This window comes from Pseudomonas nunensis, from assembly GCF_024296925.1.
In the GTDB taxonomy this organism is placed as follows: Bacteria; Pseudomonadota; Gammaproteobacteria; order Pseudomonadales; family Pseudomonadaceae; genus Aquipseudomonas; species Aquipseudomonas nunensis.
The window spans coordinates 693,770-718,131 of record NZ_CP101125.1 but is presented as its reverse complement, the minus strand read 5'-3'; the positions used below and the strand labels follow the sequence as shown (position 1 = coordinate 718,131).

General features: G+C 60.1%; 20 protein-coding genes. 10 read left to right on the top strand and 10 right to left on the bottom strand.

All coding sequences use genetic code 11. The annotated features are described in order from the left end of the window. Positions 1-4: 4 nt before the first annotated feature. Entirely contained in the window at positions 5-1,030 is a 1,026-nt protein-coding gene (locus tag NK667_RS03290; protein ID WP_054054902.1) for an NAD(P)H-dependent glycerol-3-phosphate dehydrogenase, read from the bottom strand. A gap of 196 nt (positions 1,031-1,226) precedes the next feature. Between NK667_RS03290 and NK667_RS03285 the strand changes: the two genes are divergently transcribed. The 6 genes from NK667_RS03285 to NK667_RS03260 all read left to right on the top strand — a co-directional run bounded on the left by NK667_RS03285 (position 1,227) and on the right by NK667_RS03260 (position 8,775). Beyond that, positions 1,227-3,350 carry a TonB-dependent receptor plug domain-containing protein gene (locus NK667_RS03285; RefSeq protein WP_054613833.1) on the top strand — a complete coding sequence of 708 codons (2,124 nt, stop codon included), beginning with the start codon at positions 1,227-1,229 and terminating at the stop codon, positions 3,348-3,350. Beyond that, entirely contained in the window at positions 3,351-4,277 is a 927-nt protein-coding gene (locus tag NK667_RS03280; RefSeq protein ID WP_054613832.1) for an ABC transporter substrate-binding protein, read from the top strand. Further along, complete coding sequence (locus NK667_RS03275; protein WP_054054896.1) at positions 4,274-6,178, top strand: ATP-binding protein; 1,905 nt, start codon at positions 4,274-4,276, stop codon at positions 6,176-6,178. Before NK667_RS03280 ends, NK667_RS03275 begins: the two co-directional genes overlap by 4 nt. Positions 6,179-6,426: 248 nt before the next feature. Next, positions 6,427-6,942, top strand: coding sequence for a 3-hydroxyacyl-[acyl-carrier-protein] dehydratase FabA (gene fabA, locus NK667_RS03270; RefSeq protein ID WP_042560484.1), 516 nt, complete (start codon positions 6,427-6,429; stop codon positions 6,940-6,942). 11 nt (positions 6,943-6,953) lie between these two features. Continuing rightward, positions 6,954-8,174: a beta-ketoacyl-ACP synthase I gene (gene fabB / locus NK667_RS03265; protein WP_054054895.1), complete on the top strand. Its 1,221-nt coding sequence runs from the start codon at positions 6,954-6,956 to the stop codon at positions 8,172-8,174. A 412-nt stretch (positions 8,175-8,586) separates the two neighbouring features. Further along, positions 8,587-8,775, top strand: a complete 189-nt coding sequence (locus tag NK667_RS03260; protein WP_054054893.1) for a hypothetical protein — start codon at positions 8,587-8,589, stop codon at positions 8,773-8,775. Positions 8,776-8,832: 57 nt separating this feature from the next. Here NK667_RS03260 and NK667_RS03255 read toward each other — a convergent pair whose 3' ends face one another. The 8 genes from NK667_RS03255 to NK667_RS03220 all read right to left on the bottom strand — a co-directional run bounded on the left by NK667_RS03255 (position 8,833) and on the right by NK667_RS03220 (position 18,708). Further along, positions 8,833-9,783, bottom strand: a complete 951-nt coding sequence (locus NK667_RS03255) for a hypothetical protein (RefSeq protein WP_054613831.1) — start codon at positions 9,781-9,783, stop codon at positions 8,833-8,835. A gap of 231 nt (positions 9,784-10,014) precedes the next feature. Beyond that, complete coding sequence (locus NK667_RS03250; RefSeq protein ID WP_054054889.1) at positions 10,015-10,557, bottom strand: DUF2058 domain-containing protein; 543 nt, start codon at positions 10,555-10,557, stop codon at positions 10,015-10,017. A gap of 28 nt (positions 10,558-10,585) precedes the next feature. Further along, entirely contained in the window at positions 10,586-11,419 is an 834-nt protein-coding gene (gene mazG / locus NK667_RS03245; RefSeq protein WP_054613830.1) for a nucleoside triphosphate pyrophosphohydrolase, read from the bottom strand. A gap of 131 nt (positions 11,420-11,550) precedes the next feature. Beyond that, the gene (relA, locus tag NK667_RS03240) at positions 11,551-13,794 is read right to left on the bottom strand and encodes a GTP diphosphokinase (protein ID WP_054054885.1); all 2,244 of its coding nucleotides are present in this window, start codon (positions 13,792-13,794) and stop codon (positions 11,551-11,553) included. A gap of 125 nt (positions 13,795-13,919) precedes the next feature. Further along, entirely contained in the window at positions 13,920-15,272 is a 1,353-nt protein-coding gene (gene rlmD, locus NK667_RS03235; RefSeq protein WP_054613829.1) for a 23S rRNA (uracil(1939)-C(5))-methyltransferase RlmD, read from the bottom strand. Next, positions 15,272-16,174 (bottom strand): cysteine synthase CysM, encoded by a 903-nt coding sequence (gene cysM / locus NK667_RS03230; protein ID WP_054613828.1) that lies wholly within the window; start codon positions 16,172-16,174, stop codon positions 15,272-15,274. Before cysM ends, rlmD begins: the two co-directional genes overlap by 1 nt. 400 nt (positions 16,175-16,574) lie before the next feature. Next, positions 16,575-17,999 (bottom strand): sensor histidine kinase, encoded by a 1,425-nt coding sequence (locus NK667_RS03225; RefSeq protein WP_054613827.1) that lies wholly within the window; start codon positions 17,997-17,999, stop codon positions 16,575-16,577. Then, positions 17,986-18,708, bottom strand: coding sequence for a response regulator transcription factor (locus NK667_RS03220; protein ID WP_054613826.1), 723 nt, complete (start codon positions 18,706-18,708; stop codon positions 17,986-17,988). Before NK667_RS03220 ends, NK667_RS03225 begins: the two co-directional genes overlap by 14 nt. Positions 18,709-18,922: 214 nt before the next feature. Here NK667_RS03220 and NK667_RS03215 point away from each other — a divergent pair, with 214 nt between their 5' ends. After that, positions 18,923-21,673, top strand: coding sequence for a response regulator (locus tag NK667_RS03215; RefSeq protein WP_054054866.1), 2,751 nt, complete (start codon positions 18,923-18,925; stop codon positions 21,671-21,673). A gap of 198 nt (positions 21,674-21,871) precedes the next feature. Next, positions 21,872-22,861: a 2-hydroxyacid dehydrogenase gene (locus tag NK667_RS03210; RefSeq protein WP_054054934.1), complete on the top strand. Its 990-nt coding sequence runs from the start codon at positions 21,872-21,874 to the stop codon at positions 22,859-22,861. Between the two features lie 6 nt (positions 22,862-22,867). On the opposite strand, the gene NK667_RS03205 is transcribed toward NK667_RS03210, so the two are convergent. After that, positions 22,868-23,320, bottom strand: a complete 453-nt coding sequence (locus NK667_RS03205; protein ID WP_054054864.1) for a hypothetical protein — start codon at positions 23,318-23,320, stop codon at positions 22,868-22,870. Positions 23,321-23,454: 134 nt separating this feature from the next. Between NK667_RS03205 and NK667_RS03200 the strand changes: the two genes are divergently transcribed. Continuing rightward, positions 23,455-23,889 carry a hypothetical protein gene (locus NK667_RS03200; protein WP_054054862.1) on the top strand — a complete coding sequence of 145 codons (435 nt, stop codon included), beginning with the start codon at positions 23,455-23,457 and terminating at the stop codon, positions 23,887-23,889. Beyond that, positions 23,889-24,293, top strand: a complete 405-nt coding sequence (locus NK667_RS03195) for an META domain-containing protein (RefSeq protein WP_054613825.1) — start codon at positions 23,889-23,891, stop codon at positions 24,291-24,293. Before NK667_RS03200 ends, NK667_RS03195 begins: the two co-directional genes overlap by 1 nt. Positions 24,294-24,362 lie beyond the last annotated feature (69 nt).

Sequence of the window (24,362 nt, the reverse complement as noted above, 5' to 3'; positions counted from 1 at the left end):
ATAATCAGTTGAAACCGCTTGTGGAGATAAAGTCGACGTCGGTCTTCGGCTCGGCACGCATTAGCAGTTCGATCACCTGCTCAAGCGTGCGCCCTTCAAACAGAATCGCGTGCAGCCCGGCGACCAGCGGCATGTACACCCCCGCTTCCTGAGACTTGGCCTTGAGCACTTTCAGCGTGTTCACGCCTTCGGCGACTTCGCCCAGGCGCGTCACCGCGTCTTCCAGGCTCAGGCCTTGGCCGAGGGCGAACCCGACCTGATAGTTGCGGCTTTTCGGCGACGAGCAGGTGACGATCAAATCGCCGACGCCCGCCAGGCCGAGGAAGGTCATCGGGTTGGCGCCCTGATTCACCGCGAAGCGGGTCATTTCGGCCAACGCCCGGGTGATCAGCATGCTCTTGGTGTTTTCACCCATGCCCAGCGCCACCGCCATGCCGGCGATGATCGCGTAGACGTTTTTCAGCGCCCCGCCCAACTCCACGCCGTAACGGTCGGCGCTGGCGTACACGCGAAAGGTGCGGCCGTGCAGCGCTTCCTGGACCCGCGAGCACAACTCTTCGTCTTCGCTGGCAACCACCGTGGCGGTCAGCGCGTGCTCGGCGATTTCCCGGGCCAGGTTCGGCCCGGACAGCACGCCGATGCGGGCTTGCGGGGCGATTTCTTCGAGAATTTCGCTCATCAGCTTGAAGGTGTGGGCTTCGATGCCCTTGGTCAGGCTCACCAGCAATTTGCCGCTCAAGCGTTCGGCGTGCGGGGCCAATACCGAGCGCAACGCGCTGGACGGCAGCGCGACGAAGCACAGGTCGCAGGCTTCCAATGTCGCTTGCAGGTCAGTGACGGCTTCCACGCCCGGCAAAATCTTGATGCCTTTGAGGTAACGCGGGTTCTCGCGATTGACCCGGATGGCCTCGGCCTGTTCAGGATCACGCATCCACTGCCGGACCTGAAGCCCGTTCTCGGCCAGAAGATTTGCCACGGCGGTACCAAAACTTCCGCCTCCCAGGACCGCAATAGGGCGCTGTTCAGTCATATGCAATCCGTTAATCCATACCAGTGGCGATGCCGGCATTATACGGAGCGGCCCAGTCGCGGCCAGCCCCTGCATCAATTACCGGCACTTGTAGGAAGAAGACCAACAAATCCTAGGAAAATGCCCGTAACGTGACTGGAAAAGTCACTGAGCTCGGTTAACATGCGCGCCACTTAATCGCTACCAAGGCTGTGTCGTGTCTTTTGGCTCTCCCTCACCTCGCTCGTCGCTGGTCCTGGCGCTGATCTTCAGCCCGGCCTTGCTGGCTGACGATCTGTTCCTCGACAACGATCCGCTGCCCCAAGTGCTGACGGCCACGCGGCTGAAACAGTCGCCGGCCGCCGTGCCGGGGAGCATGACGGTGATCGACAGCGAACTGATCAACGCCAGCGGCGCTCGAGACATCAGCGAATTGCTGCGACTGGTGCCGGGGATGATGGTCGGCAACATCAATGGCAACCAGGCGGCGGTGAACTACCACGGCACCAACGCCAGCGAAGCGCGGCGCATGCAGGTGTTGATCGATGGCCGCTCGGTGTACCGGGCCGGCCTGGCCACGGTTGACTGGAGCGATATTCCGGTGGCCATGGAAGACATCGAGCGCATCGAAGTCTTTCGCGGCCCGAACACCGTCAGCTACGGCGCCAACGCGCTGATGGCGGTGGTCAACATCATCACGCGCAACCCGGCGGACAGCCACGGCACGCGGCTCAAAGTCACCCGGGGCCAGCGCGGCATCAATGATTTCTATGCCAGCCAGGGCACCGGTTGGGACGGTGGCGATCTGCGTTTGTCGTTGTCAGGGCAGCAAGACGATGGCTTCGATTCCGACCGCAACGGCGCCGATTACCGTGACAGTCGGCGCCTGGATCGTTTCAACCTCGCCGTCAGCCAGACACTCAACGAAAGCCAGAGCATCGACTGGCAATTGAATGCCAAGGACGGCACCAATCAGCGGCCCTACACCTACCGTCCGGTGTTCTCGGGGATTACTGCCGCCGGGAACAATTCCGACGTTGTCGCCAAGGATTACGCCGGTTCCCTGCGTTGGAATCTGGACATCAATCCCGATCACAGCCTGTATATCCAGGGCTCGGCGCAACACTGGGATCGCCAGCAGACCTGGCGCGCCTGTGATGCCGAAGTCTCGTTCAGCCCGCAACTCACCGATTTGTGGCAACTCAACCCGAACTACGCCGAACGCCTGGCGCGCAATATGGAGCGCTACACCGGTTCCGGCGCACCGGCCGGCACCCCGGCGGAACAGGCGTTGGGCAATCAAGTGCTGGAGCAATGGAAAAACGGCGCCCGGCAAACCCTGTGCGGCGACATCGACCAGAGTGCCCGGGAATCGCGCTACGACCTCGAATTGCAGGACACCTTGAGCCTGTCCGATAGTCTGCGACTGGTCAGCGGTATGAACTATCGTTACGACCGGGCAGATTCCGAGACCTACTTCAATGGCACGCTCGACGACACCACATGGCGCACGTTCGGCCAACTCGAGTGGCGCGCCAGCGAACACTGGCTGCTGCAGGGCGGCGCCATGTTCGAAGACACGCAATTGACCGGCAGTTCGCTGACCCCACGGGTGGCTGTCAATTACCTGATCAACCCGCGCCATGGCCTGCGCGCGGTGTATTCCGAAGCCATTCGCTCGCCGGACATGTTCGAGAACAATGTGAACTGGAGCTATCAGGTGACCAACCTGCGGCCCAGCGCCTATGGCCAGACCAGCGCCCGCTACTTCGTCAAGACCCGTGGCCCCGGCGACCTCGATAAAGAGCACATGCGTTCCCGGGAACTGGGCTACAACGGTTTCTTCGCCGAGCTTGGCCTGGCGGTGGACGTGAAGCTGTTCTACGACGAGATCACCGGCATGATCAGCGAGCCGTTGCGCAACAACCAATACATCGCCAGCAACGCCAACAATTCGCGGTTCACCGGGACTGAAACCCAGCTGGACTGGCATGTCAGCAGCGTCGATCGCCTGCGCCTGACCTATGCCTACGTCGACGCCAAGGCCAGCAATCCGCTGGATCAACAACAGACCGCGCGCAACAGCGGCTCTGCCGGTTGGCTGCGCAATTGGGGCCAGGGCTGGAACAGCGCGCTCTTCTACTATGGAGACGACGCGCTGAACGGCTACCGCTTCGAACGGATCGACACACGCATCGCCAAGCACATTGGCCTGGGCAAGGCCAACCTGGAACTGGCCGGCGTGCTGCAACAGCGTCTCGACAATCAGCCCACCACCTTCGTCGACAATAATTATGACGAACGCCGGGTGCTTTACTTCAGCGCGGAGCTGGCGTTCTAGATGCAGCCTCAGTCACGGAAGACGCCAACCTTTGGCCGCCTGCTGGCCGGGGTGTGCCTGGTCTTCGGTCTGCTGTGCAGTCTGTCGTCCAGTGCCGTGGAGATTCTGTTGACCGGCGCCGAAGACAGCCCCGGCGTGCAATCTTTCACCCAGGCCCTGAGCGAGTTGCGCCCCACTGACAGCGTGCGTTTCCAGGCGCTGGCCAGTCTGCCGGCGCCGGGCAAATTGCCCAGCGGCACGCGCCTGATCCTGCTTGACCTGCCGAGCCTCGACTGGCGCCTGCAAGACAGCCAGGGCCCGGCAACGCTGGTGCTGCGCATCAGCCGCCTGCAAGCACGGCAACGTTTGAACAATGAACTGCCAAACCACCTGAGCCTGCTGTGGAGCGATCCGCCATTGGAGCGGCAATTGCGCCTGACCCGGTTGATCCTGCCGCAGGTCCGCCGCGTCGGCGTGCTGTATGACCGGCACAGCGAGTTTCTACTGAAAGAACTGCGCCTGGCCGCCGTGCCCCTAGGCCTTGAGATTGTCACCGAGCCTTGGGACGACACCAATGACAGCCGCCCGTTGCAGACACTGCTGAAAAACAGCGACGTGCTGCTGGGCCTCGACGACCCCGACCTTTACAACCCGAAAACCGCGAAAAACCTGCTGCTCAGCAGCTATGCCCGGCAGATGGCGCTGATCGGCCCCAACGCCGCGTTCGTCAAGGCCGGCAGCCTGGCCAGCACCTACAGCGACCAAAGCGACTGGCTGGCGATTCTCGATGATCTGCTCGACCGGCCGCCGGCCAGTTGGCCACGTTCGCTCTACCCCAGACAATTCAAAGTCTTAAGCAATCCACAGGTGGCTCGTTCATTAGGTATTGAACAGATGAATGAAGCATCTGTCGCAACACAGTTGGCCGAAGGAGAAAGCCGCCCATGACCTTCCGACGCCGTTGGGACATCAACACTCGCACTCAAATTATCAGCCTCGGCCCTGCCCTGTTGCTGACCTTGCTGCTGATCAGTTTCTTTACGTTCGTGCGAATCCAGGACCTGCGCCAGGAGCTCAACCACACCGGTCAACTGATCGCCAACCAACTGGCGCCGGCCACCGAGTACGGGGTGATTTCGGGCAACAACGACGTGCTCGAAAGTTTGCTCAAAGCCACGCTGGCCACGCCCAACGTGCGCTTCCTCGAAGTGCAGGACAACGCCAACCGGATTCTGGTGTACGTCGAACAACCGTCGGAATCCCACAACCGCTCGCAGCAGGTTGAGGTGTTCCAGGCGCCGGTGCGGCTGCAACGGATTGCGCTGAACAATGACTTTTTCCAGAACACCCGCACGTCGATCAGTGCGCCGAGCGAAGATTATTTGGGCCGGGTGATCGTCGGCCTGTCCAACGACGCCTTCAGCCAGCGCCAGCAAGAAATCCTGTTCAAGGCCGGGATCCTCGCGCTGTTCGCGCTGCTGTTCACTTTCCTGCTGGCCCGGCGTCTGGCGGGCAGCCTGTCGCAACCGATCCGCGACATCGGCAACGCGGTCAAGGCGATCCAGAAAGGCGACTACACCACGCCGCTGCCGATCGTCGATGACACCGAACTGGGGGCCTTGTCGCAACACATCAACAACCTCGCCGAAGGTCTCGAACAGGCCAGCCGCGAACAGCATCAAGCCATGTCGCAGTTGATCCAGACCCGCGAGGAAGCGGAAAAAGCCAACAACGCCAAATCCGATTTCCTGGCGATGATGAGCCATGAACTGCGCACACCGATGAATGGCGTGCTGGGCATGCTGCAATTGCTCGAAACAACCGACATGACCGAGGAGCAGGTCGAATACGCGGCGCTGGCCTCGGAGTCCACCGAACACCTGTTGAAGGTGATCAACGACATCCTCGACTTCTCGCGCATCGAGCGATCGGAACTGGAGCTGGAGCATATTCCGTTCAACCTCGCGGACCTGATCAGCAGTTGCGCCCAGTCGTTCCAGCACAGTGCGGTGCAACGCAAACTCGACCTGCAGTTGCTGATTCCCGACGACATGCGCGCCTTGCAGGTTCAGGGCGATCCGACGCGGATCCGGCAGATTCTGGTCAACCTGATCGGCAACGCGCTGAAATTTACCGAACAGGGCCGCGTGACCATCGAACCGCAGTGGCAATCCCTGGATCACGAGTTGCTGTGGTTCACCTGCAGCGTGCGCGACAGCGGTATCGGGATCTCGCCTGAAAGCCTGGAGTTGATGTTCAACGCGTTCCAGCAGGCCGACAGTTCCATTTCAAGACGTTACGGCGGCACCGGGCTGGGTTTGCCGATTGCCCGCACCCTGGCCGAGCGCATGGGCGGCACGCTGCGCGCCCAGAGCGAAGAAGGTCGCGGCTCGGTGTTCACCCTGGAAATCCCCTTGGCTCTTTATAAGCAGGCGCTGCCGGAACTGGCGCCGCCACGGGCGCCGATGGGCAATGGCCATGGCGAAGGACGCAATGTGCTGCTGGTGGAGGACAACCCGGTCAATCAGACGGTGATCGAAGCAATGTTGCGCAGCCTGGGCTTTACTGTCAGCGTCGCCACCGATGGGGCGCAGGCGGTACGCAGTGCCGAGAGCCTGATTTTCGAGGCGATTCTGATGGACTGCCGGTTGCCGATCATCGACGGCTATGAAGCCACCCGCCAGATTCGCCAACTGCCCGGCTGCCTGGACCTGCCGATCATCGCCCTGACGGCCAATGCCTTGCAGGGCGACCGCGAAGCCTGTTTGTCGGCGGGCATGAACGATTACCTGGCCAAGCCCTTCAAACGGACTGATCTGCAGCAAATTCTGCAGCGTTGGGTGCAGTAGTGCTGTCCTTTCGGCTATCTGCGACTGGCGTGAAAGGCGAAAGTGCGGCAGTCTTAGGCACCCGAACAGGCCCGAAAAGGGGCTTGAATAATAATTTCAGTGCACAAGTGTACATTCATGTCCTTGGTGCTGTGACTTTCACCACAACGCAATAGTCTATGAGTAGGCTGTCGACTCGAGGCATGAACGCTTCGATCGGCCGGGAAGATTTGCCCCACCCTGCCGCACGGGACTATTGAGGAGCTCGCATGACCAAACAAAACGCCTTTACTCGGGAAGATCTGCTGCGCTGCAGTCGCGGTGAGCTGTTCGGCCCAGGTAACGCGCAACTGCCCGCCCCGAACATGCTGATGGTGGATCGCATCACCCATATCAGTGAAGAGGGTGGCAAGTACGGCAAAGGTGAATTGGTCGCCGAGCTGGATATCACTCCGGACCTGTGGTTCTTCGCCTGTCACTTCGAAGGCGATCCGGTGATGCCGGGCTGCCTGGGCCTCGATGCCATGTGGCAACTGGTCGGCTTCTTCCTCGGCTGGCAAGGTCTGCCGGGCCGTGGTCGCGCACTGGGTTCGGGTGAAGTGAAGTTCTTTGGTCAGGTCCTGCCGACCGCCAAGAAAGTTACGTATAACATTCAGATCAAGCGCGTCCTCAAAGGCAAGCTGAACCTCGCTATCGCCGATGGTTCGGTCAGTGTCGACGGCCGCGAAATCTACACCGCCGAAGGCCTCCGGGTCGGCGTGTTCACCTCCACTGAAAACTTCTAAGGGTTATCCGCATGCGCCGCGTCGTTATCACTGGTCTGGGCATCGTTTCGTGCCTGGGCAATGACAAAGAGACCGTCTCCGCTAACCTGCGTGCAAGCCGCCCTGGCATCCGGTTCAACCCGGAATATGCTGAAATGGGTCTGCGTAGCCAGGTTTCCGGCTCCATTGACCTTCCCCTCGAAGAGCTGATCGATCGCAAGATCTATCGCTTCGTCGGCCACGCGGCGGCTTACGCCTACCTGGCCATGAAAGACGCCATCACTGACTCCGGTCTGACCGATGAGCAAGTCTCCAACCCGCGTACCGGCCTGATCGCCGGTTCCGGTGGCGCCTCCACGCTGAACCAGATGGAAGCGCTGGACATCCTGCGCGAGAAAGGCGTGAAGCGCGTTGGCCCATACCGTGTAACGCGGACCATGAGCAGCACCGTTTCCGCTTGCCTGGCCACGCCGTTCAAGATCAAGGGCCTGAACTATTCCATCGCTTCTGCCTGCGCCACCAGTGCTCACTGCATCGGTACCGCCATGGAACAGATCCAGATGGGCAAGCAGGACATCGTATTCGCCGGCGGCGGTGAAGAAGAGCATTGGAGCCAATCGTTCCTGTTCGACGCCATGGGCGCACTGTCCAGCCAGTACAACGAAACCCCGGAAAAAGCTTCCCGTGCCTACGACGCCAAGCGTGACGGTTTCGTCATTGCCGGCGGTGGCGGCATGGTCGTGGTCGAAGAGCTGGAACACGCTCTGGCCCGCGGCGCGAAGATCTACGCGGAAATCGTTGGCTACGGCGCAACGTCCGACGGCTACGACATGGTCGCCCCAAGCGGCGAAGGCGCCATCCGCTGCATGCAGATGGCCATGTCCACCGTTGATACCCCGATCGACTACCTGAACACCCACGGCACCTCGACTCCGGTCGGCGACGTCGCGGAAATGAAAGGTGTGCGTGAAGTGTTCGGCGCCAACGCTCCGGCCATCAGCTCTACCAAGAGCCTGTCGGGTCACTCCCTGGGCGCCGCCGGCGTTCACGAAGCGATCTACTGCATGCTGATGATGGAAGGCAACTTCATGGCGGGTTCCGCCAACATCGACGAACTGGACCCGGAAGTGGCTGACATGCCGATCCTGACCAAGACTCGCGAAGACGCCACCATCAACACCGTGATGAGCAACAGCTTCGGCTTCGGCGGCACCAACGCCACGCTGGTACTGAAGCGCTGGGCGGGTAAGTAATACCGCACCGCTAGCTGCACACAAAAACGCCCCGACTGGTTCGGGGCGTTTTTTTTGTGCCTGGAAAAAGTATCAGCAACTACACAAATCCTGTGGGAGCGGGCTTGCTCGCGAAGGCGGTGTGTCACACAGAAATGATGCGACTGACACTCCGTCTTCGCGAGCAAGCCCGCTCCCACAAGGGGATTTTGGTCAGGCTCCAACAGCGGTTTTCTTCAATGCGAACATGAAACTTTTGTCATAAAACTCAGCGGCCTGCGACCGAATGTCGCGTGTTTGGCGGGCTGCAGGACTTTTGCAGATTTCGCAAATATTCGTTACCGAACGAAAGCATTTACTTAGCAACCTAACCAAACATATAACAGAGTCCTGCACACGCCTTGCTGCAGATAACAGAGATTGGAGCTAGCAGATGACTGTAAAAGTAACTGAACGCGACGATTCACATAAATCCCACGAAGGCATCGCCGCCGGTATCCGCATCTGGGACGTACATCAACAAGACATGCTGGTGGGGATGTTTCATTCCGAGAATGACGCCCACAGCTACAAGGCCGAACTGGAAACACTGGAACAGAAACGCGAAGCGTCGGCCGGCTGAACCGGCATGACGGATGAGGCGCCTGCCCGGCCTCTTGCCGGGGCAGGCGACTTTTGATCAGCTCAGTTCCAGGGTCGCAAAGTGCAGGCTGTCCTCGACGATCACAGAAGGCACCAGACGCGTAATCCTGCCGGCCTTCACTTCAGCGAACTGACAACGCCCCGCGTCCATCCCGTCGTTCCTGACTGCAAAGCGGACACTGTCCGGATAACGCTTGCCATCTTCGAAAGACATTCCACAGGCAATCAGGAAATCAATTTTCGAATCGATTTTCTCCAACTCCTCATCCCGCTGACCCTTTTCCAGAACCGCATAGTCCAGGCACACATTGATGCTGAATGGACATTGCGCAATTAGCGTATTGGAAAAGATCGCACCGTAACCGTCTGCAGAGTTATGTTCAGCCACGGTAGAGCTGACACCCTTGACCTTGATCGTCAAGTTATCTGAAAGTTTGAAGAACCAGTAACCGGCTGCACTATCAACGTATTTTCCAAAATCAATACCGGACACATAACGTTTTGGCCACATCGACATTTCCGGTAGTCCATCCGTGCGAAACCTGAAGTTACTGGTGGTCATCACGTAGTTGATCACATCAAAGTAAGCGTCCGGCCCCTCTCCTACTTTGATCAAGGTGGCACAGGTGCCTGCCAGCAATACCACTTTCCCGTATCGGTCCACAGGCAGCCAGTTCATCAGGATCTCCATGCATTCGGACATTCTCTCCATGTACGCCATGCTGAGTTCCAATAGCTCCTCTTCGCGCCGTGCACTGCTCCACGGCACGTTCCAGAAGAACTCGGGCAAAGTGAAGAACAGGCACTCGCTGTCCGGACGCTGATCAATGGCAGCCTTGGCGGCCACTTCGAGCCGGTCACCGACGAACTGCATCCTTCTATCGAGTTCCTGGCTCACATACTCCGTCATGGACTGGCCAGACTTGCGCGGCCAGGAAAACTCGGAATGAAAGGTAGGTTGTTGCAAAGAAGCAATAGTAACTAACATCAAAAACCTCAAGTGTAATTAATTAAGAACCTCCTCTTGATGAACCATTGAATACAGGATGAAATAACAGACACCGGAATGAAAACCCGAAACCGAACATTTCCTTTAATATTTAATACGCCCATAAAGAAGAACCCGAAAGAGCGTATCCAACCACTCTTTCGGGCTCAAGTTGTTTTACAAGCTGAAGTACTAGCGAATGTGTAGTTATTAACAACTACACTTCTGCAACTACCACATCAAATCATCAGGAATCTGATAGGCCGCGTACGGATCGTCTTCGGCAGCGACTTCTTCTTTCTTGACGTTCAACTGCACGATGCGCTGTGGATCGCGCTCTTGAATCTTCAGGGCGGCCTCACGCGGGATCACTTCATAACCACCGGCATGGTGCACGATCGCCAGGAAGCCATTGCTGAGCTGGTTGCGCATCAGGGTGTTGACGGAGATGCGCTTGACCTTCTTGTCGTCCACGAAGTTGTAGTAGTCCTCGGTGGTCAGCTTCGGCAGGCGCGAGACTTCGATCAATTGCTTGATCTGGGCGGCGCGGGCCTTGGCCTCGACCTTCTCCTGCTGCAGGCGATTCAGCTCCTGGTCACGCTTGACCTTTTCGGCCAGTGCTTCCTGAGCCAGACGCTGCTGGGTGTCGTCCTGTTCGATCTGGCCTTTATGGACCAGGCGTTGCTGCTTCTGCTTCTCTTTGCCGACCTGTTTGGCCTGCTTTTGGTTGACCAGCCCTGCTTTGAGCAACTGGTCGCGAAGGGAAATGCTCATGGTGCTTATTTCTCACTTAGGCAACTGCTCAACCGCAGCTGGGCAAATTCTTTTCCTGACGTTTGGCTTCGCCCCACAGGGCGTCCAACTCTTCGAGGGTGCAATCTTCTATGGGACGGTGGGTGTCGCGCAATGCCTGTTCGATAAAACGGAAGCGTCTTTCGAATTTACTGTTGGCGCCGCGCAAGGCGGTTTCCGGATCGACCTTCAGATGACGCGCCAGATTGACCACGGAAAACAGCAGATCACCGACCTCGTCGGCAATCGCTGCCGCGTCGTTGTCGGCCATGGCTTCGAGCACTTCATCGAGCTCTTCGCGGACTTTGTCCAGCACCGGCAAGGCATCCGGCCAGTCGAAACCGACCTGCCCGGCGCGCTTCTGCAACTTCGCCGAACGGGACAATGCCGGCAGCGCGGCGGGTACATCATCGAGCAAGGACAGTTGCTGCGGCGCGGAAGATTTCTCGGCGCGTTCTTCGGCCTTGATCTCTTCCCAACGCTGCTTGACCTGTTCTTCATTCAGGCGCGGGACGTCCAGCGGCGCGTACAGATCGCCGCTGGGGAACACGTGAGGATGACGCCGAATCAGTTTGCGCGTGATGCTGTCGATGACCCCGGCGAATTCGAAACGCCCTTCTTCCTTGGCCAGTTGGCTGTAATAAACCACCTGGAACAACAAGTCGCCCAATTCGCCCTGCAAGTGATCGAAGTCACCGCGCTCGATAGCGTCAGCGACTTCGTAGGCTTCTTCCAGGGTGTGCGGGACGATCGTGGCGTAGGTTTGCCTGATATCCCACGGGCAGCCGAACTGCGGATCGCGCAGGCGGTTCATCAGGTGCAATAAGTCTTCAAGGCTGTACATCAATTTTTCTCACTGCAAAACCCATTGTGGGAGCGGGCTTGCTCGCGAAAGCGGTGTGTCAGACAACATTGTTGTCGACTGACACACCCTCTTCGCGAGCAAGCCCGCTCCCACAGTGGATCGGGGGATCATCACGGCGTACGGTTACGCCGGGTTTCGATGATGTTCGGCAACTGGGAAATCCGCCCCAGCAACCGACCCAACGCGTCCAGCCCCGGAATCTCGATGGTCAGGGACATCAACGCAGTGTTGTCCTCTTTGTTCGAGCGGGTGTTGACCGCCAGCACGTTGATCCGCTCGTTGAGCAGCACTTGCGAAACGTCACGCAGCAGACCGGAACGGTCGTAGGCACGGATGATGATGTCCACCGGGTAGGTGAGCACCGGCACCGGGCCCCAGCTGACCTGGATGATCCGCTCCGGCTCGCGCCCGCCCAGTTGCAGCACCGAGGCGCAGTCCTGGCGGTGAATGCTCACACCGCGCCCCTGGGTGATGTAACCGACGATTGCATCCCCCGGCAGCGGCTGGCAGCAGCCGGCCATCTGGGTCATCAGGTTGCCGACGCCCTGGATCTGGATATCGCCGCGCTTGCCTGGCTTGTAGCCGGTGGCTTTGCGCGGGATCAGTTCCAGCTGTTCGTTGCCGCGTTCCGGCTCGACCAGTTGCTGGGCCAGATTGACCAATTGCGCCAGGCGCAAATCGCCGGCACCGAGGGCGGCAAACATGTCCTCGGCGGTTTTCATGTTGGCTTTTTCGGCCAACTTGTCGAAATCCACCGCTGGCAAACCGAGACGAGCCAGTTCGCGTTCGAGCAAGGTTTTGCCCGCCGCAACGTTCTGGTCCCGAGCCTGCAATTTGAACCAGTGAACGATCTTCGCCCGAGCTCGCGAGGTAGTGACGTAACCCAGGTTCGAGTTCAGCCAGTCGCGGCTCGGAGTGCCGTGCTTGCTGGTGATGATCTCGACTTGCTCACCGGTTTGCAGGCTGTAGTTGAGCGGTACGATGCGCCCGTTGATCTTGGCGCCACGGCAGTTGTGACCGATCTCGGTGTGCACGCGGTAGGCAAAGTCCAGCGGCGTCGAGCCTTTCGGCAAATCGATGGCGTGACCGTCGGGGGTGAAGATGTAGACCCGGTCCGGCTCGATATCGACTCGCAACTGATCCGCCAGGCCGCCGATGTCACCGAGCTCTTCGTGCCACTCGAGTACCTGACGCAGCCAGGAGATTTTCTCTTCGTACTGGTTGGAACCGGCCTTGACGTCGGTGCCCTTGTAGCGCCAGTGCGCGCATACCCCCAGCTCGGCTTCTTCGTGCATCGCGTGGGTGCGGATCTGCACTTCCAGCACTTTGCCTTCCGGGCCAATTACTGCGGTGTGCAGCGAGCGGTAGCCGTTCTCTTTCGGGTTGGCGATGTAGTCGTCGAACTCTTTCGGGATGTGTCGCCACAAGGTGTGGACGATGCCGAGCGCGGTATAGCAGTCGCGCATTTCCGGCACCAGCACGCGAACGGCGCGCACGTCGTAGATCTGGCTGAACTCCAGACCCTTGCGCTGCATTTTGCGCCAGATCGAATAGATGTGTTTGGCCCGGCCGCTGATGTCGGCATCGACGCCGGTGGCGGTCAGTTCATTCTTCAGTTGGCTCATCACGTCGGCGATGAAGCGCTCGCGATCCAGACGCCGTTCGTGCAGCAACTTGGCGATCTGCTTGTATTGGTCGGGCTCAAGGTAACGGAAGGACAAGTCCTCCAGTTCCCACTTGATATGACCGATACCGAGACGGTGAGCCAGCGGCGCGTAAATGTCGAAGACTTCACGGGCGACGCGGTTGCGCTTTTCGTCGTCAGCGGTTTTCACCGCACGGATCGCGCAGGTGCGTTCGGCCAGTTTGATCAGCGCGACGCGTACGTCGTCGACCATGGCCACCAGCATCTTGCGCAGGTTTTCCACCTGGCCCTGAGTGCCCAGCACCAGAGATTGGCGGGGGCTCAGACTGGCGCTGATCGCCGCCATGCGCAACACGCCGTCGATGAGTTTGGCGACCACCGGACCGAAGCGCTGGCTGATCGACGGTAATTCGATCTGACCTTCGCGCACGCCGCGATACAGGATCGCGGCTACCAACGAATCCTGATCGAGTTTGAGGTCGGCGAGAATCTCGGCGATCTCAAGGCCCGTGCGGAAACTCGAGGTCCCTTCGGACCAGAGATTCTTCGCCGCATTGGCTTGCTGTTCGGCCTGTCGAGCGAACTCGCAGGCTTCCTTCAAGGCTTCGCGATCCAGTGCCTGATCGACAGTGACCGCGTGATCGAGCCAAGCCTCGAGATTGATACTGCCGTCGGTGTTGATCGGCTGGTGTGCTCTCACCTGTACCATCTTGCTTTACCTTCCCTACGACGCAGATTCAATGCGTCAAATCGCTGACCTTCATTGCCCGTGAGCCCGCGCCGGGCTGGTGCGCGGCGGCTGCACGGGCGGCCAGTCGGACCAGACGAGCCATCCTAGCTCGCTTCAAATAACGCCATGGCCTCGACATGTGCCGTCTGAGGAAACATATCGAGAATCCCGGCACGTTTTAACCGGTAGCCCTGCTTGATCAATTCGACTGTATCGCGCGCCAGAGTTGCCGGGTTGCACGACACATACACCAACCGTTTGGCGCCCAGGGATGCCAGCTTGCGCACCACCTCGAAAGCACCGTCCCGTGGTGGGTCCAAGAGTACCGCACAAAAGCCTTCGCGCGCCCATTCGGCTTCGGTCAAAGGCTGGGATAAATCGGCCTGAAAAAACTTAGTGTTATGCAGATTGTTGCTAGCGGCATTCGCAGCTGCCCGCTCGACCATGGCCTGAACACCTTCGACCGCCACCACTTCGCGAACGGCTTTGGCCAGCGGCAAGGCAAAGTTGCCCAGCCCGCAGAACAGATCCAGCACGCGTTCATCCGCTTGCGGTTTGAGCCAGTCCAGCGCCTGGGCAACCATCGCTTCGTTGACCCCGGCGTTGACCTGGATGAAATCCCCCGGCCGATACGCCAGGTCCAGGCCCCACTGTTCCAGGCGATAACCCAGATTTTGCGTGGCATCGACCGGTTGCGGTTCGCCATCGCCATGCAGCCACAACTGGGCTTCATGGAACGCACAGAAATCCGTGAGGATCGTCAGGTCAGCCTCGGACAACGGCGCCATGTGCCGCAGCAATACTGCGAGCGACGAGCCACTGAACAATTCCACATGCCCCAATGCTTGAGGTTTGCTCAAACGGCGGAGCATTTCCGGCAAGCGGGTCATGATCGGTTGCAAGGGCTGTACCAGCACCGTGCATTCAGTGATTGCGACGATGTCCTGACTGCCCGCCGCGCGGAAACCGACTTCGAGTTTTTTCGCTTTCATGTCCCAGCGCACCGCCACCCGGGCGCGACGGCGGTAACCGAATTCCGGACCGCTCAACGGCGCTGCCCACTCTTGCGGTTCGACACCGGCGACCTTGGACAATTGCTCGGCGAGCATGCGCTGTTTCAGGGCAAGTTGTTCGTTGTGCGGCAGATGTTGCACGCTGCAACCGCCACAGCGACCGGCGTGTGGGCACGGTGCCGGGCGACGCAGTTCGCTGGCCTGGAACACCCGTTCGGTGCGCGCCTCGACCACTTTGCCGTGGGCATTGAGTACGCGCGCCTCGATCTCTTCACCGGCCAATGCGCCGATGACGAACCAGGTGCGACCTTCGAAAAACGCGATACCGCGACCGTCATTCGCCAGGCGCTCGATGCTCAAGCGCTGCTTTTTGCCGGTCGGAATTTGTGGGGCCTTGCTGCCGCCCGTGGGTTGGAAGCGCAGGCCTCTCTCTTGCTTGGCCATCAGTTGGGCGCGTCGAAAATGCCGGTCGACAAGTAACGGTCGCCACGGTCGCAGATGATCGCGACGATCACCGCGTTTTCAACTTCTTTGGACAGGCGCAGCATCGCTGCCACCGCTCCGCCCGAGGACACGCCACAGAAGATCCCTTCTTCGCGGGCCAGACGACGGGTCACGTCTTCGGCTTCGCTTTGGGCCATGTCGACGATGCGGTCGACACGATCGGCCTGGTAAATCTTCGGCAGGTATTCCTGCGGCCAGCGACGGATGCCCGGAATCGCCGAGCCTTCCATCGGTTGCAGGCCAATGATCTGCACGTTGTCACTCTGCTCTTTCAAGTAGCGCGACACGCCCATGATGGTCCCGGTGGTGCCCATCGAACTGACGAAGTGAGTGATGGTGCCCTCGGTCTGACGCCAGATTTCCGGGCCGGTGGTGGTGTAGTGCGCTTCCGGGTTGTCCCCGTTGGCGAACTGATCCAGCACCTTGCCACGGCCTTCGGCTTCCATTCGCTGAGCGAGGTCGCGGGCGCCTTCCATGCCTTCTTCCTGGGTGACCAGGATCAGTTCGGCGCCATAAGCAGTCATGGCGGCCTTACGTTCGGCACTGGAGTTGTCCGGCATGATCAGGATCATCTTGTAACCCTTGATTGCGGCGGCCATGGCCAGCGCAATCCCGGTGTTACCCGACGTCGCTTCAATCAGCGTATCGCCGGCGTGAATCTGCCCACGCAACTCGGCGCGAGTAATCATCGACAGCGCCGGACGGTCCTTGACCGAACCCGCCGGGTTATTCCCTTCGAGCTTGAGCAAAAGGGTGTTGCTGGTGGCGCCAGGCAGGCGCTGCAAACGAACCAGCGGAGTGTTGCCGACGCAATCGGCGATGGTTGGGTACTGCAAGGTCATGGCGTATTCGCAATCCAGACTGCGGGGGCGCCTATCATACCGGCAAACGTTGACAGGCCATATCACGCAAAGTGTGGTGCTTATGGCTTATGGGAATAAGGGGCGGATTGATGCCATTGGAAGTGGCGCTCGAACAGCACAATAGGTACAGAGCAATTGTGTCGGCAGTGCTGATACTTTTTCAGCGGATGGGAGGGCCTCATCGCGAGCAAGCTCGCTCCCACAGGGGGTGGGGTTGGTCGCACGATTTTTGTGGCTTCCACAATTCCAGTGTTGGCTGGAGATGTGTGACCTAGGCAAATGTCTCACCAGTGGTGAGACTATTTCATCTGCAATGAGGGTGGCGACTCGGAGGGCCTCTTCGCGAGCAAGCCCGCTCCCACAGGGGGTTCGGTGATGTTCATACAATTTGTGGGCGGCTCAGGTCCACTGTGGGAGCGGGCTTGCTCGCGAAGGCGTTGTCACTCGCGCCACACACATCCGCCACTAACCGCATATTCAGTCGCAACCCCGTCGCGGTGTTTTCCGCCCACAGCGCCCCGCCCTGACGCTGCACCGCATTGCGGGCAATGCTCAGCCCCAATCCAAACCCGCCATTTCCCGGCCGTGAACCGTCGAGGCGAATGAACGGCGAGAAGATCCGTTCGAGGTCGGTTTCAGCCACCCCGCCGCCCTGGTCCTCCAGCCATAGATGCCAGTAATCGCCATCACGCCGTCCGCCGAGGCTGACAATCCCGCCATCAGGCGAATGCCGAATAGCATTGCGCACAATGTTTTCCAGCGCCTGGGCCAGGGTGTTCAGATGACCGCGCACCCAGCAGGAGGAATCCACGGCGCAGTGCAATTGACTCGCCGGCCAGCCACTTTCATAGCAGGCATTTTCCGTAAGCATGTCCCACAGCGCCTGGATCTGGATCGATTCGTCGGGCAGTCGCGAGCGTTCGGTGTCGAGCCAGGCCAGTTGCAGGGTGTCTTCCACCAGACGCTGCATGCCATCGACTTCGCGACCAATGCGCTCGCGCAATTGCACCACGTCCTGCTCACTTTCGCTGGCCACCCGCAGACGGCTCAACGGCGTGCGCAGTTCGTGGGACAGGTCGCGCAGCAGTTGTTGCTGCAGGGCGACGGTGCTTTGCAGGCGTTCGGACATGTGATCGAAAGCCCGGCCGAGTTCGCCCAGTTCATCCGAACGATTGGTGGTGTGGCTCGACAGGCGCACGTTCAACTGGTCGGCGCGCCAGGCATTGGCCTGTTCGCGCAGGCTGTTCAACGGCACTACCAGCAAGCGGTATAAACCGACGCACAGCAGCAAAGTGAAGAGACCGGGAATCACGCCGTTGGTGATGACGCGCCAGAACACCCGATATTGCCCAGGCATGAAACGTTGCGGCAGTTCGATCACCAGGTTGCCCGCATAGGGATTGCCGGGAAACGGCACACGCAGCCACGGCAGGTTTTTCTTGTGAATCGGCCAGTCCAGGCCCCGGAGAAAGGTCAGGTGTTCGATTTCCTGATCCGTCAGCGCACGGCTGCTCAACGATTGCAGATCGCCACCGATGACCCCGACCCAACCGGTTTCACGCTGCTTCATACCTTCCAGCCAAGCATCGACGCCCGCGCGCTGGCGTTCTTTCCATGCTTGCTCGGCCTCGGCGGCGTAGCGCGTCAGCGTGCCTCGGGCGTCGTCCGACAGAAACTGGTTGCGCTGTTCCATGTAACGGCCCCAGGACCAGCTCAACCAGATCATCAGCAGACAGAACGCTACCAACAGGCACGCGAGTTTCCAGAACAGCGAGTGCCGACCCGGCAGGTCAGACCATTTCATCGATGGCACTCAAGACGTAACCCTTGCCCCACACCGTGCGCACTTCCCGCTCGGTGTAGCCGATGGCCTTGAGCTTGCGGCGGATCTGGCTGATGTGCATGTCGAGGCTGCGATCATGGGCCGCGTACCCGCGCTGCAACACCTGCTGATAAAGGAAAGCCTTGCTCAGCACTTCGTCGTTATTGCGATTGAGGGTTTCCAGCAAGCGATACTCGCTGCGGGTCAGGCCGGCGGCTTGCTCGCGATAGAAGACTTCGCACCGGTCATCGTCGAACAACAGGTTATGCACCGGGCTCACCACCGCGAAGGGCTCTGGCCGACGATCAAACGCCACCCGCCGCAGAATGGCTTCGATGCGCACCCGCAACTCGGCCATGCTGAACGGCTTGGGCAGGTAATCGTCGGCACCGAGGCGAAAACCGCTGATGCGATCCGCCTCGGCACCCAGCGCCGACATCAGCACCACCGGGGTCGCATGGCTCTGGCGCAGTTGAGTCAGGACATTCAGCCCGTCCAGCCCCGGCAGCAGAATGTCCATCAGCACCACATCAAAGGTTTGCCCACGGGCGATGGCCAGGCCTTCCTGGCCGTTCTGGCACCAGGTCACCTGAAAGCCGCAACGCCCCAGGTGCTCGTGAACATAAGCACCGAGCACGAGGTCGTCTTCTATAGACAGGATACGAGGATGGCCAGCAGTGATGGGAGTCATGACTATCTGCAAATAATTCTCAGTTGGCGATTATTCAAGATTGCCTCGCCAGGGGCAACCCAAGGTTTGCCCGTCAGGCAAAACCTGCCATCCAGCCGACGAATGACGACATCAATTTACGAAGATTGCCCGCAAGCAAATCGCTACACTGCGCAAGTGGTGCGTGCCGGATGCACGTGCGGGTCCAATAAATAGCGGGATGCAGGAGAAATGCGTGCTCAAGAAACTGGGAATTAAAGGCCGCGTGCTGTTGCTGACCTTGCTTCCGACCAGCCTGATGGCGTTGGTCCTGGGCGGCTATTTCACCTGGATGCAGCAATCGGACCTGCAAGCCCAACTCATGCAGCGCGGCGAAATGATCGCCGAGCAGCTCGCACCGCTGGTGGCCCCGGCCATGGGTCACAAGAACACCGAACTGCTGGAGCGCATCGCCACCCAGTCGCTGGAACAGACGGACGTGCGTGCCGTGACTTTCCTCGCCCCCGACCGCACTCCCTTGGCCCACGCCGGCCCGACCATGCTCAATGCGGCGCCGATCGGCAACAGCTCGCAGATGCTGCGGCGCAGCGGCAATGACGCGACTCGCTACTTGCTGCCGGTGTTCGGCAAGCATCGCAACATGGCCGGTGACCTGATTCCCGATGAAGCCGATCGCCTGCTCGGCTGGGTCGAAATCGAACTGTCCCACAACGGCATGCTGCTGCGCGGTTACCGCAGCCTGTTCGCCAGCCTGCTGCTGATTTTCGCGGGACTGGCCGGCGCGGCGCTGCTGGCGTTGCGCATGGGTCGCACGATCAACCGGCCGATCAGCCAGATCAAACTGGCGGTGGCGCAACTCAAGGACGGTCATCTGGAAACCCGCCTGCCGCCCCTCGGCAGTCAGGAACTGGATGAGCTGGCGTCCGGCATCAACCGCATGGCCGGCACGTTGCAGAACGCCCAGGAAGAATTGCAACACAGCGTCGATCAAGCCACCGAAGACGTGCGCCAGAACCTCGAAACCATCGAGATCCAGAACATCGAGCTGGACCTGGCACGCAAGGAAGCCCTGGAAGCGAGCCGGATCAAATCCGAGTTCCTGGCCAACATGAGCCATGAAATCCGCACGCCGCTCAACGGCATCCTCGGCTTCACCCATCTGCTGCAAAAAAGCGAGCTGACCCCGCGCCAGCTCGACTACTTGGGCACCATCGAAAAATCCGCCGACAGCCTGCTGGGGATCATCAACGAGATCCTCGACTTCTCGAAAATCGAGGCCGGCAAACTGGTGCTCGACAACATTCCATTCAACCTGCGCGACTTGCTGCAGGACACCCTGACCATCCTCGCCCCGGCTGCCCACGCCAAACAGCTGGAACTGGTGAGCCTGGTGTACCGCGACACGCCGCTGTCGCTGGTCGGTGATCCGCTGCGACTCAAGCAGATCCTGACCAACCTGGTCAGCAACGCGATCAAGTTCACCCGCGAGGGCACCATCGTCGCCCGGGCCATGCTCGAAGAAGAGCACGAAGACAGCGTGCAACTGCGCATCAGCATTCAGGACACCGGCATCGGTTTGTCGAGCCAAGACGTGCGCGCTCTGTTCCAAGCCTTCAGCCAGGCCGATAATTCGCTGTCGCGTCAACCCGGCGGCACCGGTCTGGGGCTGGTGATTTCCAAGCGTTTGATCGAGCAGATGGGCGGCGAGATTGGCGTCGACAGCACGCCGGGGGAAGGTTCGGAATTCTGGATCAGCCTGAGCCTGCCGAAAACCCGCGACGACGCCGAGGACCTGCCCGGCCCGCCGTTGCTCGGGCGCCGGGTAGCGGTGCTGGAAAACCACGAACTGGCGCGTCAGGCCTTGCAGCATCAACTGGAAGATTGCGGTCTGGAAGTCACGCCGTTCAACACCCTGGAAAGCCTGACCAATGGGGTCACCGGTGCGCATCAGACCGAGCAGGCAATCGACCTTGCGGTGCTCGGCATCACCAGCAACGACATGCCACCGGAGCGCCTCAACCAGCACATCTGGGACCTTGAACACCTGGGCTGCAAAGTCCTGGTGCTGTGCCCGACCACCGAGCAGACGCTGTTCCACCTCTCGGTGCCTAATCCGCACAGTCAGCTGCAAGCCAAACCGGCCTGCACGCGCAAATTGCGCCGGGCCTTGTCCGATCTGGTCAACCCGCGCCAGCAGCGCAGCGAACCCGGCGAACCAGTGTCGAGCCGTGCGCCGAAGGTACTTTGCGTCGACGACAACCCGGCCAACCTGTTGCTGGTGCAAACCCTGCTCGAAGACATGGGCGCCAAGGTTCTCGCCGTGGAAAGCGGTTACGCCGCCGTCAAAGCGGTGCAGAACGAAACCTTCGACCTGGTGCTGATGGACGTGCAAATGCCCGGTATGGACGGGCGTCAAAGTACCGAAGCGATTCGTCAGTGGGAAAGTGAACGGCATTGCACGCCGCTGCCGATCGTGGCCCTCACCGCCCACGCCATGGCCAATGAAAAACGCGCGCTGCTGCAAAGCGGCATGGACGATTACCTGACCAAACCCATCAGCGAACGGCAACTGGCCCAAGTGGTGTTGAAGTGGACCGGCCTGGCCCTGCGCAATCAGGTGCCGGATCGCTCCAGCGAAAGCCACGGCGGTAGCGATTTGTTGGTGCTCGATCACGAAGAAGGTTTGCGTCTGGCCGCGGGCAAAGCCGATCTGGCGGCGGACATGTTGGCGATGCTGTTGGCCTCGCTGGAAGCCGACCGCGAGGCGATTCGTGTCGCCCGGGAAGCCAACGACCAAAATGCCCTGATCGAACGGGTCCATCGTCTGCACGGCGCCACGCGTTATTGCGGCGTCCCACAACTGCGCGCTGCCTGCCAGCGCAGTGAAACCCTGCTCAAGCAACAGGACCCGAAAGCTGCGGCGGCCCTCGAAGAACTGGAACGCTCGATCAATCGCCTGGCTGCACAAGCGCGTATCAGTGCCTGACCCAGCGCAATAACATCCGTCGCCCCAAGCGCTACGATCGTGTAGCAGCTGGCGAAGCCTGCGTTCGGCGGCGCAGCCGTCGTAAAATCAGCCACCTCGGTTTTTCAGGCAAACCGCGTAGGCTGGATTGGCGACGGCTTCGCCGCCGAACGCAGGCTTCGCCAGCTGCTACAAAGGCTCTTCAAGGAGAACAGGATGATGCGCACGATTCTTTTCAGCAGCCAGACCTACGACCGCGAGAGCTTTCTCGCCGCCGACTTGCCGGCCGACATCGAGTTGCAGTTTCAAGCGGCGCGCCTGAGCCTCGACACTGTGGCACTGGCCGAGCATCACGAAGTGGTGTGCGCCTTCATCAATGATGACCTCAGCGCGCCGGTGCTCGAACATTTGGCTGCCGGCGGCACGCGCCTGATTGCCCTGCGCTCGGCCGGTTACAACCACGTCGACCTGATCGCGGCAAAACGCCTGGGCCTGTCCATCGTGCGCGTGCCCGCCTACTCGCCTCACGCCGTGGCCGAGCACGCAGTGGCGCTGATCCTCGCATTGAACCGGCGCTTGCACCGCGCCTACAACCGCACCCGCGAAGGGGATTTCAGCCTGCACGGGCTGACCGGTTTCGATCTGGTGGGCAAGACCGTCGGCGTGGTCGGCACCGGGCAGATCGGCGCGACCTTCGCAAAAATCATGAGCGGCTTTGGCTGCAAGTTATTGGCCTACGACCCCTACCCCAATCCTCAGGTCGAAGCCCTCGGTGCGCGTTATTTGAGTTTGCCGCAGCTGCTGGCCGAGTCGCAGATCATCAGCCTGCATTGCCCACTCAACGAGCAGAGCAAACACCTGATCAACCGTCAATCACTGGCGCACATGCAACCGGGGGCGATGCTGATCAATACCGGGCGCGGCGGCCTGGTGGACACTCCGGCGCTGATCGATGCGTTGAAGGACGGCCAATTGGGTTATCTGGGGCTGGATGTGTATGAAGAAGAGGCGCAGCTGTTTTTCGAAGATCGCTCGGACCTGCCGCTGCAAGACGATGTGCTGGCGCGGCTGCTGACGTTCCCCAACGTGATCATCACTGCGCACCAAGCCTTCCTGACCCGCGAAGCCCTGGGCGCGATTGCCGCGACTACGTTGCAGAACATTGCAGCGTGGGCGACCGGTGCACCGCAGAATCAGGTCGAAGGCTGATCAACGTCAGGGTTTGGGGCTGATCGAGGACGCCAGGATCAACAGTGCCAGCCAGCCGAAACCGATCAGGCGCTGTTGCAGGGAATGTCCGGGACGCAGCAGAAACCAGACGAAAAACGGTGGCAGTAAAAATGCCATGATTTTCAGCCAACCTTCCACTGGACGCGCCGTATCTGCCCACGCATCGGTCGCCGGCACATTCACCGGCGCTCCCCGACGTCGGTGCCGGGAAACGGGCGCAGCCGGAATTTCGGGGATTGGCTCGACTTGCGGTTGTGGCTCGGGATCGACGATCGAAACTTCAGGCACCTGCTCATCACGCGGCCGATGTCCGAAGGAGATCGCTGCAGCCTGGGAGGGAGTTGCTCGCCTTGCCGCGACCGGCGCGCCGCAGTGAATGCACGAAATTACTTCAGAGCTGATGCTCTGTTTGCATTCAAAACATTCGGTCAAGGCCATTTCCATTCCTTAGAGGGGTAAAAGCGGCAGTGTGCCATGAGTGGGTGGATGATTTGAACCTGATCGAAGGTCGCATGCCCGCGCCATGCTGCGTTGATGCCCGTGCTAGCATACCGCGCATATTTGGAGGACCCATGGTCGAACACGATTTCCGCTACAGCCTGATGAACCCGCAGCACACCCTGACTGAATGCCGCGCCCTGGTGCCGGGGCGTTATCAAGTCACCGGCAACGGCGGCTCGATTCGCAATAATGACGTCCTGGTGGTCACCCTCAAAGGCAGCAAGGACTTATCCATGCGCCTGACCGTCGAAACCGTTCGCCACCTGATCAACCCGCCCGGCCAATGGGTCGCGGTGGCCAGTGGTCCGGTGTTCGGCGAACTGGCGATCCACACCTGGAAGGTCAACTGCGACAGCTGCGCCAAAGAACTGAGCTTCGAGTTCGCGGTCGACGCCAAGCTGGGCAACAAGGCCGAAAAGCCTGCCGCCACTGCGCGGATTGCCGAGTTGGGCTGGACCACCGCCGGCGAGAAACACCTGTGCCCGAAATGCCAGGAGCCTGCGTGATGAAACACCTTGCTCTGGCGGCCGTGGTTGGCGCCAGTCTGATGGGCTGCGCCGCCGAACCGGTTCAACTGCAACAGAACCGCAGCTACATTCTGGAATGGATCGGTGAACGGCCATTGATGGATTACAGCCACCTGACCATCACCCTCGGTGACGACGGTCGGGCCTACGGCAACGGCGGCTGCAACCATTGGTTCGCGCCGTACACCCTGGACGGCGACAAGCTGACTTTCGGCAAAGTCGGCAGCACCCGCAAACTCTGCGCGCCGGCGTTGATGGAGCAGGAAAAGCGTTTCCTGCAGGCCCTGGAAAACGTCCAGCGCTGGGACATCTCCCCGATAGACCAGATGCGCTTCTGGCCGGCCGAAGGCAAGCCGTTGCGTTGGTGGCTTGAAGAGGGTTGATTGACGCGCCGCAGCCCTTGTAGCAGCTGGCGAAGCCTGCGTTCGGCTGCGCAGCAGTCGTAAATCCTG